Here is a 15,002-nt window from a genome sequence, read left to right as displayed (position 1 = left end):
GCTGCTGTGGGCCTCCGACTATCCGCACCCGGAAGGCACGTTCCCGGAGTCGCAGGCAGTGGTCGCGCGCATCTTCGCCGACCTGTCGGAGCCGGAGCGCGAGATGGTCGCGTGCACGAACGCGGCGAGGCTCTACCGCGTGGATCTCTCGAAGGCCCACGTCGCGGCATGAACGACTCACTCCCACGCGGCGAGCGGAGCGGCCCGGAGGGCGGCGCGCCACGAGCTCGCCGGCGAACGAAGAAGCGATCGCGAGGCGGAGCCGAAGCGATCGTGAACGAGTGAGCGAGAACGCACCCTTGCCGAGACAGTGAGAGCCGCAGCGTGACCCACACCATGAAAGACAGAACCGCGGTCGTCGGAGTGGGTGCGACGCCCTACTACCGGCGAGGACGGTCGGTACCGCAGACCGCGATGGAGCTCGCGGGCAAGGCGACGATCGCGGCGCTCGAGGACGCGGGCCTCACCGTCGACGACCTCGACGGCTTCGCGCTCTACAGCATGGGCTTCGACACGTCGCTGTTCGCGCAGTGGCTGGGCGTGCCCGACGTGAAGTTCACCGCGCAGCTCACGGGCGGCGGGGGCGGCGCGGCGGGTTCGGTGGGCCTCGCGTCGGCCGCGATCGTCGCGGGGATGGCCGACTGCGTCGTCAGCGTCATGACGCTGCAGCAGGCCGCGTCGCGTTTCGGTGCGTCGTTCGCGCCCCGTGGCACACCCGGCGCGACCTATTCGGCACCGCCGTCGCCCGAGGGCAACTTCATCCAGCCGTCGGGGCTCATGGGTCCGGGCCAGATGTTCGCGGTGCTCGCACAGCGGCAAATGCATCTGTACGGCACGACGCGCGAGCACTTCGCGGAGGTCGCGATCTCGACGCGCGAGAACGCGCGCCGGCGCGAGACCGCGCTGATGCGCGACGAGCTCACGCTCGACCGATACTTCGACGCGCGCATGATCTCCGACCCCCTCTGTCTCTACGACTTCTGCCTCGAGTGCGACGGCGCCGTCGCCGTGGTGACGACGTCGATCGAGCGCGCGCGCGACCTTCGGCATCCGCCCGCGGTGGTGATGGCGAGCGCGCACGGCGGTGCGGGGCGCTGGGGTCAGGCGATCACTTGGATGGGCATGCCCGACGAGTACTTCGCGTCGTCGGGCCATCGCGATGTCGCGAAGCGGCTGTGGGAGATGGCCGGCGTCGGGCCCGACGCGGTCGACGTCGCGTTGCTGTACGACCATTTCACGCCGATGGTGATCATGCAGCTCGAGGACTACGGCTTCTGCGGCATCGGCGAGGGCGGCGCGTTCGTCGCCGACGGCAACATCCGCTGGCCGAACGGCTCGCTGCCCGTGAACACGCACGGCGGCAACCTGTCGGAGGCCTACATCATCGGCATGACGCACGTGAAGGAAGCCGTCGAGCAGATACGGGGAACCGCGGTGAACCAGGTCGAAGGGGCCACGGTCGCGCTCGCGACCGGAGGCCCGGCGTCGATCCCGACGAGCTCGCTCCTGTTGCGGAGCGACCGGTGAGCGCGCCGCGCGGCGTGCTGCCGCCCGATGTCGTGTGGCTCGCGCCGAACGTGTTCACCGAGCCGTTCTGGCTCGCGACCGCGGAGCACCGGCTCACGCTTCCCCGCTGCACGAGCTGCGGCACGTACCGCTTCCCGCCGTCGGCGTTCTGCTTCCATTGCCGCGCGCAGGCCGTCGAGTGGGTCGAGCACGACGGCACGGGCACGCTCTACTCGTTCACGATCATTCGTCATGCGGTGATCCCCGACGTCGCCGACGCGCTGCCGCTGATCGCGGGGGTCGTCGAGCTGCCGGGCACGGGTGGGGTGCGGCTGGTCGCGAGCATCGTCGACACCGACCTCGACGCGGTCGCGATCGGCAAGCCCGCGGAGCTCGTCTGGTACGACGTGCGCGAGGGCACGACGATCCCCTGCTTCCGGCTGGTATGACCGCGACCTCTCGACTCACGCTCGCCGGCGTGATGCACGGTCACGCGCGGTCGCGTCCCGATCGCATCGCCTTCGCCGACGGCGCGGTGCGGTTGACCTGGCCGGAGCTGGCGGCCCGCGTCGCGCGACTCGCGGGCGCGCTCGCGGCCGACGGCGTCGGGTCCGGCGAGCGCGTGCTGTGGCTGGGTCAGAACTCGTTCCGCCTCCAGGAGCTGCTGCTCGCGTGCTCGGTGCTCGGCGCGGGCTTCTGTCCCGCGAACTGGCGCCAGACGCCCGCCGAGCTCGCGTTCGTGATCGACGACCTCACGCCGCGCGTCGTGTTCGCGCAACGCGAGGAGATCGGTGAGACGATCGCGGCCGGACGCGCCGCATCGCAGCGTGGTGCCGACCCACGCTGGATCGTGCACGACGACGCCGACGACCCGTACGAGGCGTACCTCGCGGGCGGCGCACCCGTCGATGCCGACACAGCAGACGTCGACGGCGACACCGCGGTGCTCTTCGTCTACACCGCCGCCTTCGGCGGACGGCCGAACGCGGCGATGCTGAGCAACCGCGCGCTCATCGCGCAGTCGCTGCTGATGGCACCGTGGTCGGGCATCGACGGCGACTACGTGTTCCTCAACTCGGGCCCGTTGTTCCACATCGGCACGTTCATGCCGAACCTCTCGACCTTCGTCGCGGGCGGCACGAACGTGTTCATCCGTCGCAGCGACGGCGATGTGGTCTGCGAGGCGATCGCGCGCGAGCACTGCACCGGAGGGTTCGTCGTCGGGCCGATGGTCGACGCGATCGTCGAGGCGAACGCCGACGGCCGCTACGACCTGTCGTCGTTCCGCGGTCTGCGCGGCCGACCGGAGTTCGACGCGATGGTGCAGCCCGATCGGTCGGTCTGGGGCCGCAACGCGGGCGGTTACGGGCAGAGCGAGGTGATGGGCATGGCGACGTTCAACCTGCTCGCGCCGGACGCCATCGGCACGCACGGCCGCCCGTCGCCCCTCGTCGAGCTGCGCGTCGTCGGCCCCGGCGACGAGGAGCTTCCGGCCGGCGAGGTCGGCGAGATCGCGCTGCGGGGCCTCACCGTGATGAACGGCTACTGGAACCGACCGGAGCTCAACGCGGAGCGGTCGCGACGCGGTTGGCACCACACGAACGATCTCGGTCGGTACGAGCCCGACGGCTCGTTCTCGTTCATCGGACCGAAGACGCGCATGCTCAAGTCCGCGGCCGAGAACATCTATCCGGCCGAGGTCGAGGGCGCGCTGCGTACGCATCCCGCGGTCGCCGACGCCGCGATCATCGGTGTGCCCGACGAGCGCTGGGTACAGAGCGTCACCGCGATCGTCGTGCTGCGCGACGGCGAGCGCGCCTCCGCCGATGAGCTCATCGAGCACTGCCGCACGCGCATCGCGTCGTACAAGAAGCCACGCGCGGTCGAATTCGTCGACGCGCTGCCGCGCGCCGGCTTCGCAGTCGACTACGACGCGCTCGACGCGCACTTCGGCGGCGGTGGGTACCCGGGCGGGACGACGCGCAGCGCGTGAGCCGCGCGGCGCGGACGCGGCGCCTACGTCGCGCCGTCGTCACCACACTCGAGCTTCGGGCAACCGCTCGCGAGCACGCGCCCGGACGCCGGCAACGCGAAGCCGAGGTGCACGACGTGCATCGGCATCTCGTCGAACCGACCGCACGTCAACGTGTCGTCGTCACTCTCGTCGGTGCGCGTCGACACGGTGAGGCGCACGTCCGCGCCGACGCGCGCGACCTGCGTGCCCGAGTAGTCGAAGCCGCACTCGTCGACGCGGATCACCACCGCACGGCGGTCGCTCGAGATGCGCACGACGTCCCAGTCCATCGTCACGCGCGACCGGTGCGAGGTCGTCAGATGATGGAGCGTGTGCGCGGCGGGACGGATCCCGATGAGCAGCAGCGCGGCGAGCAGGACGCTCCACGCGACGCGCCGCCAGAAGCGACGACGGGACAACCGTCGCCGCCTGGGCTTCCGTGGCTTCGTCGCCGCCCTCGCGTCCCCACCCTTGCTCATTCGGCCCGTAACGGTAGCGAGCGAACTCCGTCACGCGTGCAATAGGCGGCGCTACGCCGGCAGCTCGCTGCGGCCGTCGGTCGCCCACCAGCTCGCGGTGAGCCGGAGCCCGCCGAGGTCGCCGCGCGGCTGGAGCTCCTCGAACGAACGCTTGTAACCGGTGAACTTGAACTTCCAGAGCCCGCCCGCCTTGACGTACTCGTCGGTATAGAAGGCCGCGCCGCGGATCGTGATGTTCCAGGCGGTGTCGATCACCGTGTCCTCGAGCGCCCAGACGCCGGTCGCGGTCGTCGGGCTCGTGAGCTCGATCTCCGGGTGGTGGATGCGGTGGCTCGAGTGAAAGGTCTCGGCGCCCATGCTCGAGCGCAGCCACTCGACGATGTTGTCCGCGCCCTCGTGCGTGTAGGCGCCGTTGCTGTACGCGACGACCGCGTCGTCGACGAAGAGCGTGCGCAGCTCGTCCCACAGCTTCTGGTCGATGCAGCGCATGTACGCGTACTTCAACCGCTTGATGAGCTCCATCTCGACCAGGTCCTCAGGCGTCATGCGCCGAGGCTAGGCCCAGGCCGAAACGTCGTTCCATCCGGAACCGTGCGGGTCGCCTCGCGGACCGCACGCCTCGGCGGCTGAGGCGTCGGGAGCGGCGAGCACAGCGAGTGCGACCAGCAGGCGCAGGCTACTTTCGCGTCGATGACCGACACGATGGCGCAGGGCAGCATCGACGAGGTCGTGCAACGGCTCGACGACGAGTCGCTCTACGCGGGCGACCCGTTCCCCGTGTACGCGCGGCTCCGCCGCGAGGCGCCTGTCGCGTGGAACTCGCGTCTGGGCTATTGGGCGGTGAGCCGCCACGCCGACGTCGTCGCGGTGTCGAAGGACTCGGAGCGGTTCTGCTCGCGCCGCGGCATCCTCACCTTCGAGATCGGCGTCGAGTACCCCACCCCGCCGACGATGATGCACACCGATCCGCCCGAGCACACGCGCTATCGCAAGCTCGTGCAACCCGGCTTCGCGCCCTCGGTGATCCGCGCCTTGGAGCCCGCGGTGCGCGCACGCGCGCGCGGGTTGGTCGACGCGCTGGTTGCGGGAGAGGCCGTCGACTTCGTCTCGGCCGTTTCCGTTCCGTTCCCGCTGATGATCATCAGTGATCTGCTCGGTGTGCCGCGCGACGAGTGGCGCAAGTTCTTCGACTGGTCGGAAGCATCGATCCCCGGCGCGGCACCGTTGACCGACGAAGAGCGCGCGCGGCTCATGAACGAGATGCACGAGTACCTGCTCGACATGACGCGCTCGCGCCGAGGCGACCCGCACGACGATCTGATCTCGGTGCTCGCGAACGTCGAGATCGACGGTGAGCACCTGACCGACGCCGAGCTCGTCATGTTCCTCAACCAGTTGCTCGTCGCGGGGAACGAGACGACGCGCAACATGGTGTCGGGCGGGATGTGGGCGCTCGCGACGAACCCCGACCAGTGGCAGCGGCTCGTCGCTTCTCGCGCGCTCGTGCCGACGGCGGTCGAGGAATGGCTGCGCTGGACGACCGCGGTGATCGCGTTCATGCGCACCGCAACCGTCGACACCGACGTCGGTGGCACTGCGGTGAAGGCCGGTGATCCGCTGCTGCTGCTCTACGCGTCGGCGAACCGCGACGAGGACGAGTTCGGACCGACCGCCGACCGCTTCGACGTCGGCCGAGACCCGAACCACCACGTCGCGTTCGGGTTCGGGGCGCATTTCTGCATCGGCGCGGCGTTGGCCCGGCTCGAGGGGCGCGCGCTGCTCGACGCCCTGCTCGACCGCTTCACCACCGTCGAGCCCGCGGGCGACCTCGAACGGACGCCGTCGGGCATCATCGCGGGCGTGCGCGCCGCGCCCCTGCGCTTCGGCTGACCTTTCGGTAGCGTCGCGTCCGTGGCGTCCGACGCGATCAAGCTCAACTGGCGTCGGACCGAGGCGCACGCGCTCCTCCCCGATCCCGAGCCCCGCCCGATCGCGTACACGATCATCTCGGTCGACGACCACCTCGTCGAGCCGCCGGGCATGTTCGACGGGAGGCTCGCGGCTTCCTTCGCCGATCGCGCGCCGCGCGTCGTCGAGACCGAAGAGGGTCACGAGGTCTGGCAGTTCGACGGGCGGGTCTTCTTCCAAGTCGGGCTCAACGCGGTCGTCGGTCGTCCGCGCGAGGACTGGCTCGTCGAGCCGACGCGCTTCGAGGACATGCGTCCCGGCTGTTACGACATCGATGCGCGCATCCGCGACATGGACATCAACGGCGTGTGGGCGTCGGTGAACTTCCCGTCGCAGATCACCGGTTTCTGCGGCGCGGTGTTCTCGCGCTGTTCCGATCCCGAGCTCGGCCTCGCGGTGACGCGTGCGTGGAACGACTGGTTCTACGACGAGTGGTACTCGCGCTATCCCGAGCGCATCGTGCCGATGGGCATCACGTTCCTGGGCGACGCGGAGCTGGCGGCCGCCGAGATCCGTCGCAACGCGGCGCGCGGCTTCACCGGCGTCACGCTGCCCGAGCAGCCCCACCGCATCGGGATGGAGCCCATCTTCTCGAAGTGGTGGGACCCGATCATCGCCGCGTGCGCGGAGACCGACACGGTCGTCTGCCTGCACGTCGGTTCGACCGGCGTCGCCGACATGCCCGCGGGCGCGCCCTACGTACCGCTCGGCGCGACGTTGTTCGGACAGCTCTCGCTGGCCGCGTGCGCGGAATGGCTGTGGTCGGGTTACCCGGTGAAGCATCCCGATCTGAAGATCGCGATGTCAGAGGGCGGGATCGGTTGGGTCGCGATGCTGCACGACCGGCTCGAGAACATCGTCGACCGTTCGGGGTACGGGCAGTACTTCCAGTCGAAGGAGCTGCGCCCGGCCGAGGTGCTGCACCGCAACTTCTGGTTCTGCACGATCGACGACCCGTCGACGTTGTCGACGCGCCACACCGTCGGGATCGACCACATCATGTTCGAGACCGACTACCCGCACGGCGACGGCACCTGGCCCGACAGCCAGGCCGTGTTCGACCGGTTCTACGGCTCACTCCCCGCCGACGAGATCGCCAAGATCAGCCACGCGAACGCGGCCGCGCTCTTCCGCCACCCCCTCCCCCCGCCCGACTCCCCCCACGCCGCCGGCCTCCGCTAGTTAGTGGTACTGCGTTCCTCGACGATATGCCGATAGCGCAGTACCACTAAGCCCGGGAACGTTGCGCGATCGCGGCTGCGACCTGATGGAAGACGCGGTCGTCGCCCTGCTGCAGCGCGCCGGCGGTGATGCTGAACCGCAGCCAACCCGCCGCGGTGAGGTCATTGCGCCGAACCGAGTCATTGTCGTGCACCGCCTTGCGCATGTGCGGATCGCGGCCGTCGAACTCGAGCGTCACGAGCCACCGCGACCACGCGGCATCGAGGATGTACCGCCGGCCACCGATGACGACGTCGTGCTCGAGCTCCGGACGCGGCAGCCCGAGCGCGGTGGCGCGCCTCACGACCAAGGCTTCCCACTCGTTGCGTGACCGCGTGAGCTCCGGGTGCAGATCGTCGAGCAGCTGGATCGTGATCGCGCAGCCCGGACGCTTCCGGTTCGACAGCTCCAGCGCGCGCTTCCGCAGGGCGTCGGGATCGACGAGCCCGCGTACGATCGCGCTCTCGATCAACGCACGGCCGCGCGCCCGCGACATGCGATGAACCACATCGAGCACCATGCGGGTCGGGCCGAGTGTCTGCAAGCCGTCGACGCGTTCGCACTCCTCCTCGTGCAACTCCCGAGTGGTGTGGTGACCCGGAACGGCGTGCCGGGAACCGCGCGCCACGATGACCGACGGACGCGCCGGCGGGGCCGCGAGCCCGTACAGAGCCGCCGCAGACAAGCCGCTCGCGTTGCCGCCCGTACGCAGCAGCTCGCCGGCGAGCTGGTCCTTCCAGGTCGGCACGGTCGACACGACGAATCGATACAGACCCCGCGCCTCACGCTCGATCACGCCGCGCGTGACGAGCAGCGTGAGCTCATCCGGCGTGACACCGGCCGCGCACGCCTGCTCGGTCGTGAAGTATCCGCGCTGGTCACGTCGTTGCGCGACCCGGCGCAGCCGCCGGAACCGGTCCGCCTTCGCCGCCACTCGGTGCTCCTCCGAATCGTCGAAACGACGACGGAGGAAGTTGCCGCGAGCCTCGCGCGCGCCACACCCGCGCTCAACCCTTCCCGCTGCTCGGTGCTCTCAGTGGTACTGCGTTCCTCGGCGATACGCCGATAACGCAGTACCACTCAACGGGCGGGGGGCCACAGGGGCTCGTCGATGGTGAAGCCGACGGGTGCGCCCCAGTGGTTGCGGTAGGTGACCTCGTGCACGGGCGTGCGCGGCGCGACGCCCCAGCGCCCCGTCGGATAGCCCATCGTCACGCAGCTCGAGAACAACCAGCCCTCGTCCTTCGGCACGCCGAGGATCTCGAGCACCGTGTCGATCTGGAACATGAAGACCGACGTGAGCGACGAGCCGACACCCTCGGCCCGCGCCGCGAGCATCGCCGACCACGTCGCCGGGAAGATCGAGCCGCCGGTCGGGTCGTACTGCACGAACGAGAAGAGAAGGAGCGGGTACTCCTCGAAGTGGTTGGCGAGATGCTGCGCCGATCGCTGGATGCGGAGCATCTGCTGCGATTCCGGATCGTCGGGCGCGGCGAGCGCCGCTTCGAGGCGCTCCTTGTAGATCGTCTTCCAGAGCAAGTCGAGGCATTCGCGGTAGATCGGCCCGAGCTGCGAGAGCACACCCTCGTCGTCGACGAGCATGAAACGCCAGTTCTGCGTGTTGCCCCCGCTCGGTGCGCGCACCGCCGCATCGAGGATGCGCTCCTGCACTTCCATCGGGATCTTGTCGGGCCGGCAACGCCGCATCGCACGAGTCGTATAGAGAGCTTCGTAGACGTCCATGCGCGGCAGCCTCGCATAGTGTCGGCGCCGTGGTCACGTACGAGTGGCGCGGTGAGTTCGACAACGACGAGGCCAACGCACTGCACGCCGAGGCGTTCGACACCCGCGTCTTCTCGTCCGACGATTGGAACTGGGTCGCGATCGCACACGCGCACAGTCTCGGCTGGGTCGTCGCGCGCGCCGACGACAACACACTCGTCGGCTTCGTGAACGTGCTCTGGGACGGTCTCGTGCACGCGTGGATCCAGGACGTCATGGTCGCGACGAGCGCGCGCGGCAACGACATCGGCACGCGACTCGTGCACGAAGCGCGCGCCCATGCAACCGCCGCGGGCTGCGAATGGCTGCACGTCGATTTCGACGAACACCTGCGTCCGTTCTACTTCGACGCCTGCGGCTTCACGCCGACGAACGCGGGACTGATCGCCCTCCGATGATCGACATCATCTTCGAGACCCACTCGATCAGCGAGGACAACGAGGCCGGGCTCGCGTCGGGCTGGAACCACAGCCGCTTGTCGGAGAAGGGCCGCGAGCTCGCGCGGCTGCTCGGTGAACGTCGCCGCAACGAGAGCTTCAGCGCGGTGTTCTGCTCCGATCTCCGGCGCGCGGTCGAGACCGCGGAGATCGCGTTCGGCGCGACCGCGAAGCCGATCCTCCACGACTGGCGACTCCGCGAGTGCGACTTCGGCGAGATGAACGGCACCGCGCACCGCGAGCGCGCCCCGTTCCTCGATCGGCCCTACCCGCGCGGCGAGACCTGGCGCGAGGCGATCGAACGGGTCGGTCGGGCGCTCGACGACCTCGCCTTGCGGTGGGACGGCGGCAGTGTGCTCATCATCGGTCACGTCGCGACGCGTTGGGCGCTCGAGCACTACACGCACGGCGTCGCGCTCGAGGAGCTCGTGACGATCGACTTCGAGTGGCGTCAGGGTTGGAAGTATCAGCTCCAGACGCCACGCGTGCGCGCCGTCGACCGCGCACGCGACTAACCCGCAGGCTTGTCGACCGCGCCCTTCATGTTCGACAGCGCGTGCGCGAGCTGCGCCTCGACCGACGCCTGGTGCGACGCGAGCGCTTGAAGCTCGGAACCGGCGCGGATCGCAGCCCGCACACCCATGATGTCCATCGCGCGGTGCACGGAACGCTTGTTGAGCTGCTGAAGGTCCGACTCGACCCTCGCGACCTTCTCGGCGACCGCGAGCACCTCACGCTCCAGCGAGTCAGCCGGATAGGCACGGTTGCACAGCCCGATACGCGCGGCTTCGTCGCCCGCGATCGAATCGCCGGTGAGGAGGAGCTCCATCGCGTTGCGCATCCCGACGAGCCACGGGTGGAACTGCATGTCGGGCGGCGAGATGATGCGCGTGACCGGGTAACCGATCTGCGCGTCGGACGCGACGTACGCGAGGTCGCACGCGGCCATCAGCTCGGTACCACCCGCGAGCGCGTAGCCGTGCACCTGCGCGATGACCGGCTTGGCGAGGTCCCACAGCCCGAACCAGCCCTCGCTCACGTGACGCGACCACTTGCCGTCACCACCCGACGACCAGAACGGCTTGTCGTTCCACAGCGCGGAGCCGAGGTCGTAACCCGACGAGAAGCACGGACCCGCGCCGCGCACGATGGTGACGCGCACCGACGCGTCCTCGTCGTGCGCGTGCAGCGCGTCGAACAGGTCGGTGCGCATCTGTGAGTTGATCGCGTTGCGCTTCTCGGGCCGGTTCAACGTGATGCGCGCCACGCCGTCGGCCAACGTGTCGACGACGATGCACTCGTAGCTCATACGGCTCCGACCTCCGGCTCTCGATCCGGACGATCCACGTTTGACGAAGAGACTTCCGAGCCTGCGGTCTGCGCCTGGATGCTCACGTCACTGCTCCCCGGTCCCGGCCAACTCCGCCATGAGCCCGAGCGCGCGCGTCGAGCCGGTACGCACGATCAACGTCGTCGCGCCCGACGACTCCCACGCGGCGTAGCGCTCGCGGATGCGTTGCTCCGAGCCGAAGAGCCCGCCGTCGTCGAGGAACTCGTCGGGCACCGCGGCCGCCGCCTCCTCGCGTCGACCCGCGAGGAACAGCTCCTGGATGCGCGCCGCAGCCTCGGGATGGCCGACGCGCGCCATCGACTGGTTGTGGAAGTTCATCTCGGGATGACCCATGCCGCCGACGTACATCGACGTGCGCGGCTTCATCGCGTCGAAGGTCTTGCGCAGATCGTCGGTGAGCACGACCGTCGTCGACGGCGCGATCTCGAACCCATTCGGTCGTTCGCCCGACCGCCGCGCGAAGCCCGCGTCCAACGCGGCGCGGTACGTCGATTCGATCATGCCGGGACGGAAGCCCATCGGGATCCACCCGTCGGCGACCTCGGCGGTCAGCGCGACCATGCGCTCGCCACCCGCGGCGATCCAGATGGGCAACGGCTCCGTGTGCAGGATCGACCGCAGCGGCTTCGCCATATCGGTCGCGTCCGAACCCGCGTACGGAACGCTGATCGCCGAACCCGAATGCACCATCGGCCCGTCGCGCCGCCACACCTTGCGCAGGATCTCGACGTAGTCGCGCATGCGCGCCGCGGGTCGCGCCCACGGCTGCCCGTACCAGCCCTCGACGACCTGCGGGCCCGACAGGCCGAGTCCGCAGATGACGCGGCCGCCCCCCGCGAGCGCGTCGACCGTTGCCGTCGCCATCGCGGTCGCGGTGGCAGTGCGCGCCGAGATCTGCACGATCGCGGTGCCGAGCCGGATGTGCTGCGTCTGGGCCGCGAGATACGCGAGGGGCGTGATCGCGTCGGAGCCGTAGGCCTCGGCCGTCCACACCGAGTCGTAGCCGAGCCGCTCGGCCGCGAGCACCTGCTCGGTCGGCACGTGCAGGCCCGCGCCGGCCCACAGGTCGAGGCCGAGACCGAGCTTCATGGCGCGGAATGTAGATGAGGTCTCCGGCGCACGCTCACGACGGCTGCGCGTCGGGCACGCCGGGCGGCACGACCTCGAAGACGTCCCATTCGCCGGGCACGCCGCGGAAGGAGCGTGGCGCGTGCGGGCGGAACTCGATCGTCGAGCCGACGACGAGGTCGCGGACCGTCTGCGACACGAGGACCTGGCCGCTCTCCGCGCTCCCCGCGAGCTCGCGGGCGATGTCGACGGCAACGCCGCGGACGGCATCGCCGAGCCGCTGGCACTCACCGCTGTGCACGGCGACTCCGGGTCGCGTGGCGTCGGAGCCGATCTCCGACACGAGCGCCCGCGCGCAGCGGATCGCACGGGCCGGGCCGTCGAAGGTCGCGAGGCCGTTTCCGACGATCACGCCCCGGCAACGCTCGACGACCGCGTCGATCTCGGCGTCACGCCGCGGGCTCACCGGTGACGAAGCGACCGCGAGCACGGTGGCGAGCACGCGATCGACGTCGGCCGACGGAACGGTCCGATCGATGAACGCTTCGATCTCACGGGCGATGTCGTCGACGACGTCCGACAACCAGATCAGGTGGATGTCGCTGTCGAGCTCGACCAGCGCGGCGCCGGGAATGAGGTCACGGCACAGGCGCGCCGCTTCCACCGGCACGTTCTGATCTCGCGTCGCGTGCAGGATCAACGTCGGCACCGCGATGGTCGGCAGCGCGTGCCGCACGTCGATCTCCGCCAGCGCGCGCAGATACGTCGCCGCGGCGGCCGGGCTCGCGGAGATCGTCTGGCACCGGGCCCAGAAGCCCTGCGCGGCGGGATCGTCGGCGCGACTCGGCGCGAAGAGGTCGAGTCCGAAGCTCGTACCCCACTTCGCTTCCATCTCGGTGATGAAGCCGTCGATGACGTCGGGGGCGAAGCCGAGGTCGTAGCCGTCACCCGTGACGACGCGCGCGTAGCCGCCGCAGAGGATGAGGGCGCGTGTGCGTTCGGGATGTGCGGCTGCGAACACCAACGCGGTCGGCGAGCCCGCCGAGATCCCGAGGATGACGGCACGCTCGGAGCCGGCGGCCTCGAGCACGGCCTGCACGTCGTCACCCCACTGTTCGGCGTCGATCTCGGCGGGTCGGTCGGAGAGCCCCATGCCCCGTTTGTCGAACAGGATGAGCCGGCAGAACGCCGACAGCCGCCGCACGAGCCGATCGGTCGGCGCGTCCCACCACATGTCGAGGTGCGACACGAAGCCCGGTACGGCGAGCACGTCGATCGGGCCGTCACCGACGATCTGGTACGCCACGTGCACGCCGTCGGGGCAGACCGCGTACCGAACCGGAGACCGGAGCACGGGCGACTCGACGCGCACCGTCGACGCGGCCGGCGCAGGTACCGCCGACGCGGTCGCGTCGAGCGACGCGTCGTGAGCGAGCACAGCCTGCTCGAGCCGGCGCAGCTCGCCGCCGGGCTCGAGCCCGAGCTCGTCGCGCAAGCGGGTACGGGCGCGCTGGTACGCGGCGAGCGCGTCGGCCTGCCGGCCGCTCCGGTAGAGCGCGACGATCAGGTGCGCCCACAACCGCTCCCGGTACGGGTGCTCGCGCACGAGCGATTCCAGCTCGCCGATTCGTTCGGCGTGGCACCCGGCCGCGAGGTCGGCCGCGAGGCTCGCTTCGAGCGCGCTGAGGTACTCCTCGCGGAGCCGCACGGCTTCGGCCGCGAGCCCGGTCTGGGAACCGACGCCCGCGAACGGATCGCCGTGCCAGAGCGCGATCGCCTCGCCGAACTTTCCGCGCGCCGAGTCGGTCGAGCCGGACCGCAGCGCGTCCTGCCCCTCGCGCACCAGCCTCCGGAAACGACCGACGTCGACGTCGTCGAGCGCCACCCTCAACGCGTAACCGGAGCCCTCGGTGGTGACCGCGTCGGCGCCGAGCGATCGCCGGATGTTCGACACGTAGGTCTGCAGCGTCTTGCGCGCGGTGGCCGGCGGAGCGTCGCCCCACAACGCGTCGATGAGGCGATCGGCGCCGACGACCGATCCCGCGCTCAACGCGAGCACCGCGATCAGCGACCGCTCCTTCGCCGCGCCGAGCACGACCTCACCCGATTCGTCCTCGACTCGCAGCGGCCCGAGCAGCGTGACCCGCACGCACCGGAGGCTACGGCGGTCGCTCGGCCGCCGCTCCACCCGACCCCGACCGCGCTCCGACCGGCTGGTGGTTCGCTCGTCGTGCGCCCGATCGCCCCGCAACCGGAGGTACCGATGCCCCGTTACGTCGTCCAGCGAACCTTCCCCGAAGGTCTGGCGGTCCCGCCCACGGCCGACGGCGCGAAGGCCTGTCTCGCCGTCGTCGAGAACAACGCGGAAGAGCGCGTCACGTGGGTGACGTCCTACGTGACCACGGACCGCACACGGACCTTCTGCATCTACGACGGCCCGAACCCCGAGGCGATCGAGCGGGCCGCGACCGCGAACGGGTTGCCCGTCGACTCGATGTCCGAGGTGCGCGTGCTCGACCCGTACTTCTCCCTGTGAGCCCGAACCGTCCATCCGTGCTTCAACAGTCAGAGAGGAAATCCATGACCATTGCGACGCCAGATCACACCCCGCCCACGCGGCGCCGAACCGCGACAAAGCGCCGGCACTCGAAGCTGTTCGCGATCGCCGGGACCGTGCTCGCGCTCGGAATGCTCTCCGCGGGCACGGCAGTCGCCGCCTCGAGCTCGGGCCCGCGGCACGACGCGATCAAGTCGGTACGCGAAGCGACGCGAAAGTTCCACCGCGTCGACACTGCGGTGGCGGCGGGCTACGCGCAGTTCACGGACGTGAACGGCGTCACCTGCATCGACGGGCCCCCGGGCGAGGGCAACATGGGCGTCCACTACGTGAACGGCACGCTCGTCGGCGACGGCAAGATCGACGCGCGGCACCCGGAAGCCGTGCTCTATGAGCACGCCAAGAACGGGCTGCGCCTGACGGCCGTCGAGTACATCGTGCTCGCCAGTGACTGGAAGGCCGCGCAGCCGCCGGCGCTGTTCGGCCACGACTTCATGCTCGTGACCGCGCCGAACCGCTACGGCCTGCCCGACTTCTACGCGCTGCACGCGTGGCTCTGGAAGACCAACCCGAGCGGGCAGTTCGACCCCTGGAACCCCGACGTGAAGTGCCCCTGATC

The 15,002-nt window shown here is 69.9% G+C and carries 16 protein-coding genes; 9 read left to right on the top strand and 7 right to left on the bottom strand.

What is annotated here, in order from left to right:
• Positions 1 to 336: 336 nt before the first annotated feature.
• Genes VH914_02915 through VH914_02905 form a run of 3 tightly spaced genes read left to right on the top strand, consistent with a single transcriptional unit; the run spans position 337 to position 3,499 of the window.
• Positions 337 to 1,527 (top strand): thiolase, encoded by a 1,191-nt coding sequence (locus VH914_02915; protein ID HEX4490133.1) that lies wholly within the window; start codon positions 337 to 339, stop codon positions 1,525 to 1,527.
• Entirely contained in the window at positions 1,524 to 1,955 is a 432-nt protein-coding gene (locus tag VH914_02910) for an OB-fold domain-containing protein (GenBank protein HEX4490132.1), read from the top strand. Before VH914_02915 ends, VH914_02910 begins: the two co-directional genes overlap by 4 nt.
• Positions 1,952 to 3,499, top strand: a complete 1,548-nt coding sequence (locus VH914_02905) for an AMP-binding protein (GenBank protein ID HEX4490131.1) — start codon at positions 1,952 to 1,954, stop codon at positions 3,497 to 3,499. The genes VH914_02910 and VH914_02905 overlap by 4 nt, the downstream gene beginning before the upstream one ends.
• A 23-nt stretch (positions 3,500 to 3,522) precedes the next feature.
• Here VH914_02905 and VH914_02900 read toward each other — a convergent pair whose 3' ends face one another.
• Together VH914_02900 and VH914_02895 are read right to left on the bottom strand one after the other, a co-directional pair.
• Entirely contained in the window at positions 3,523 to 3,939 is a 417-nt protein-coding gene (locus VH914_02900) for a hypothetical protein (GenBank protein HEX4490130.1), read from the bottom strand.
• Positions 3,940 to 4,050: 111 nt separating this feature from the next.
• Positions 4,051 to 4,545: a nuclear transport factor 2 family protein gene (locus tag VH914_02895; GenBank protein HEX4490129.1), complete on the bottom strand. Its 495-nt coding sequence runs from the start codon at positions 4,543 to 4,545 to the stop codon at positions 4,051 to 4,053.
• Positions 4,546 to 4,689: 144 nt separating this feature from the next.
• Here VH914_02895 and VH914_02890 point away from each other — a divergent pair, with 144 nt between their 5' ends.
• Positions 4,690 to 5,889, top strand: coding sequence for a cytochrome P450 (locus tag VH914_02890; protein HEX4490128.1), 1,200 nt, complete (start codon positions 4,690 to 4,692; stop codon positions 5,887 to 5,889).
• A 21-nt stretch (positions 5,890 to 5,910) separates the two neighbouring features.
• Entirely contained in the window at positions 5,911 to 7,149 is a 1,239-nt protein-coding gene (locus tag VH914_02885) for an amidohydrolase family protein (protein HEX4490127.1), read from the top strand.
• Between the two features lie 46 nt (positions 7,150 to 7,195).
• Here the strand turns inward: VH914_02885 and VH914_02880 are convergent, their stop codons facing one another.
• Complete coding sequence (locus VH914_02880) at positions 7,196 to 8,122, bottom strand: type IV toxin-antitoxin system AbiEi family antitoxin domain-containing protein (protein HEX4490126.1); 927 nt, start codon at positions 8,120 to 8,122, stop codon at positions 7,196 to 7,198.
• Between the two features lie 146 nt (positions 8,123 to 8,268).
• Positions 8,269 to 8,931: a nitroreductase family protein gene (locus VH914_02875; protein ID HEX4490125.1), complete on the bottom strand. Its 663-nt coding sequence runs from the start codon at positions 8,929 to 8,931 to the stop codon at positions 8,269 to 8,271.
• A 29-nt stretch (positions 8,932 to 8,960) separates the two neighbouring features.
• Here VH914_02875 and VH914_02870 point away from each other — a divergent pair, with 29 nt between their 5' ends.
• Positions 8,961 to 9,368, top strand: coding sequence for a GNAT family N-acetyltransferase (locus tag VH914_02870; GenBank protein HEX4490124.1), 408 nt, complete (start codon positions 8,961 to 8,963; stop codon positions 9,366 to 9,368).
• Positions 9,365 to 9,922, top strand: coding sequence for a histidine phosphatase family protein (locus tag VH914_02865; GenBank protein ID HEX4490123.1), 558 nt, complete (start codon positions 9,365 to 9,367; stop codon positions 9,920 to 9,922). The genes VH914_02870 and VH914_02865 overlap by 4 nt, the downstream gene beginning before the upstream one ends.
• Here VH914_02865 and VH914_02860 read toward each other — a convergent pair.
• The 3 genes from VH914_02860 to VH914_02850 form a co-directional block, all read right to left on the bottom strand.
• Positions 9,919 to 10,716 (bottom strand): enoyl-CoA hydratase-related protein, encoded by a 798-nt coding sequence (locus VH914_02860; protein ID HEX4490122.1) that lies wholly within the window; start codon positions 10,714 to 10,716, stop codon positions 9,919 to 9,921. The two genes, VH914_02865 and VH914_02860, sit on opposite strands and share 4 nt — an antisense overlap.
• 87 nt (positions 10,717 to 10,803) lie before the next feature.
• Complete coding sequence (locus VH914_02855; GenBank protein HEX4490121.1) at positions 10,804 to 11,847, bottom strand: LLM class F420-dependent oxidoreductase; 1,044 nt, start codon at positions 11,845 to 11,847, stop codon at positions 10,804 to 10,806.
• A gap of 34 nt (positions 11,848 to 11,881) precedes the next feature.
• Positions 11,882 to 13,975, bottom strand: coding sequence for an alpha/beta fold hydrolase (locus VH914_02850; GenBank protein ID HEX4490120.1), 2,094 nt, complete (start codon positions 13,973 to 13,975; stop codon positions 11,882 to 11,884).
• 114 nt (positions 13,976 to 14,089) lie between these two features.
• Here VH914_02850 and VH914_02845 point away from each other — a divergent pair, with 114 nt between their 5' ends.
• Both VH914_02845 and VH914_02840 read left to right on the top strand, forming a co-directional pair.
• On the top strand, positions 14,090 to 14,362 hold the full coding sequence (locus tag VH914_02845) for a DUF4242 domain-containing protein (GenBank protein HEX4490119.1): 273 nt from the start codon (positions 14,090 to 14,092) through the stop codon (positions 14,360 to 14,362).
• A 44-nt stretch (positions 14,363 to 14,406) separates the two neighbouring features.
• On the top strand, positions 14,407 to 15,000 hold the full coding sequence (locus VH914_02840) for a hypothetical protein (GenBank protein ID HEX4490118.1): 594 nt from the start codon (positions 14,407 to 14,409) through the stop codon (positions 14,998 to 15,000).
• Positions 15,001 to 15,002 lie beyond the last annotated feature (2 nt).

Source organism: Acidimicrobiia bacterium, from assembly GCA_036271555.1.
Classification (GTDB): domain Bacteria; phylum Actinomycetota; class Acidimicrobiia; order IMCC26256; family PALSA-610; genus DATBAK01.
The sequence above is the reverse complement of the archived record's forward strand: the minus strand, read 5'-3'. Positions and strand labels throughout refer to the sequence as shown.

Bases quoted from the DNA above. Each gene is read 5' to 3' on its own strand.
- VH914_02915 (HEX4490133.1), top strand. From the start codon at position 337: ATGAAAGACAGAACCGCGGTCGTCGGAGTGGGTGCGACGCCCTACTAC.
- VH914_02905 (HEX4490131.1), top strand. From the start codon at position 1,952: ATGACCGCGACCTCTCGACTCACGCTCGCCGGCGTGATGCACGGTCAC.
- VH914_02895 (HEX4490129.1), bottom strand. From the start codon at position 4,545: ATGACGCCTGAGGACCTGGTCGAGATGGAGCTCATCAAGCGGTTGAAG.
- VH914_02890 (HEX4490128.1), top strand. From the start codon at position 4,690: ATGACCGACACGATGGCGCAGGGCAGCATCGACGAGGTCGTGCAACGG.
- VH914_02875 (HEX4490125.1), bottom strand. From the start codon at position 8,931: ATGGACGTCTACGAAGCTCTCTATACGACTCGTGCGATGCGGCGTTGC.
- VH914_02865 (HEX4490123.1), top strand. From the start codon at position 9,365: ATGATCGACATCATCTTCGAGACCCACTCGATCAGCGAGGACAACGAG.
- VH914_02860 (HEX4490122.1), bottom strand. From the start codon at position 10,716: ATGAGCTACGAGTGCATCGTCGTCGACACGTTGGCCGACGGCGTGGCG.
- VH914_02855 (HEX4490121.1), bottom strand. From the start codon at position 11,847: ATGAAGCTCGGTCTCGGCCTCGACCTGTGGGCCGGCGCGGGCCTGCAC.
- VH914_02845 (HEX4490119.1), top strand. From the start codon at position 14,090: ATGCCCCGTTACGTCGTCCAGCGAACCTTCCCCGAAGGTCTGGCGGTC.
- VH914_02840 (HEX4490118.1), top strand. From the start codon at position 14,407: ATGACCATTGCGACGCCAGATCACACCCCGCCCACGCGGCGCCGAACC.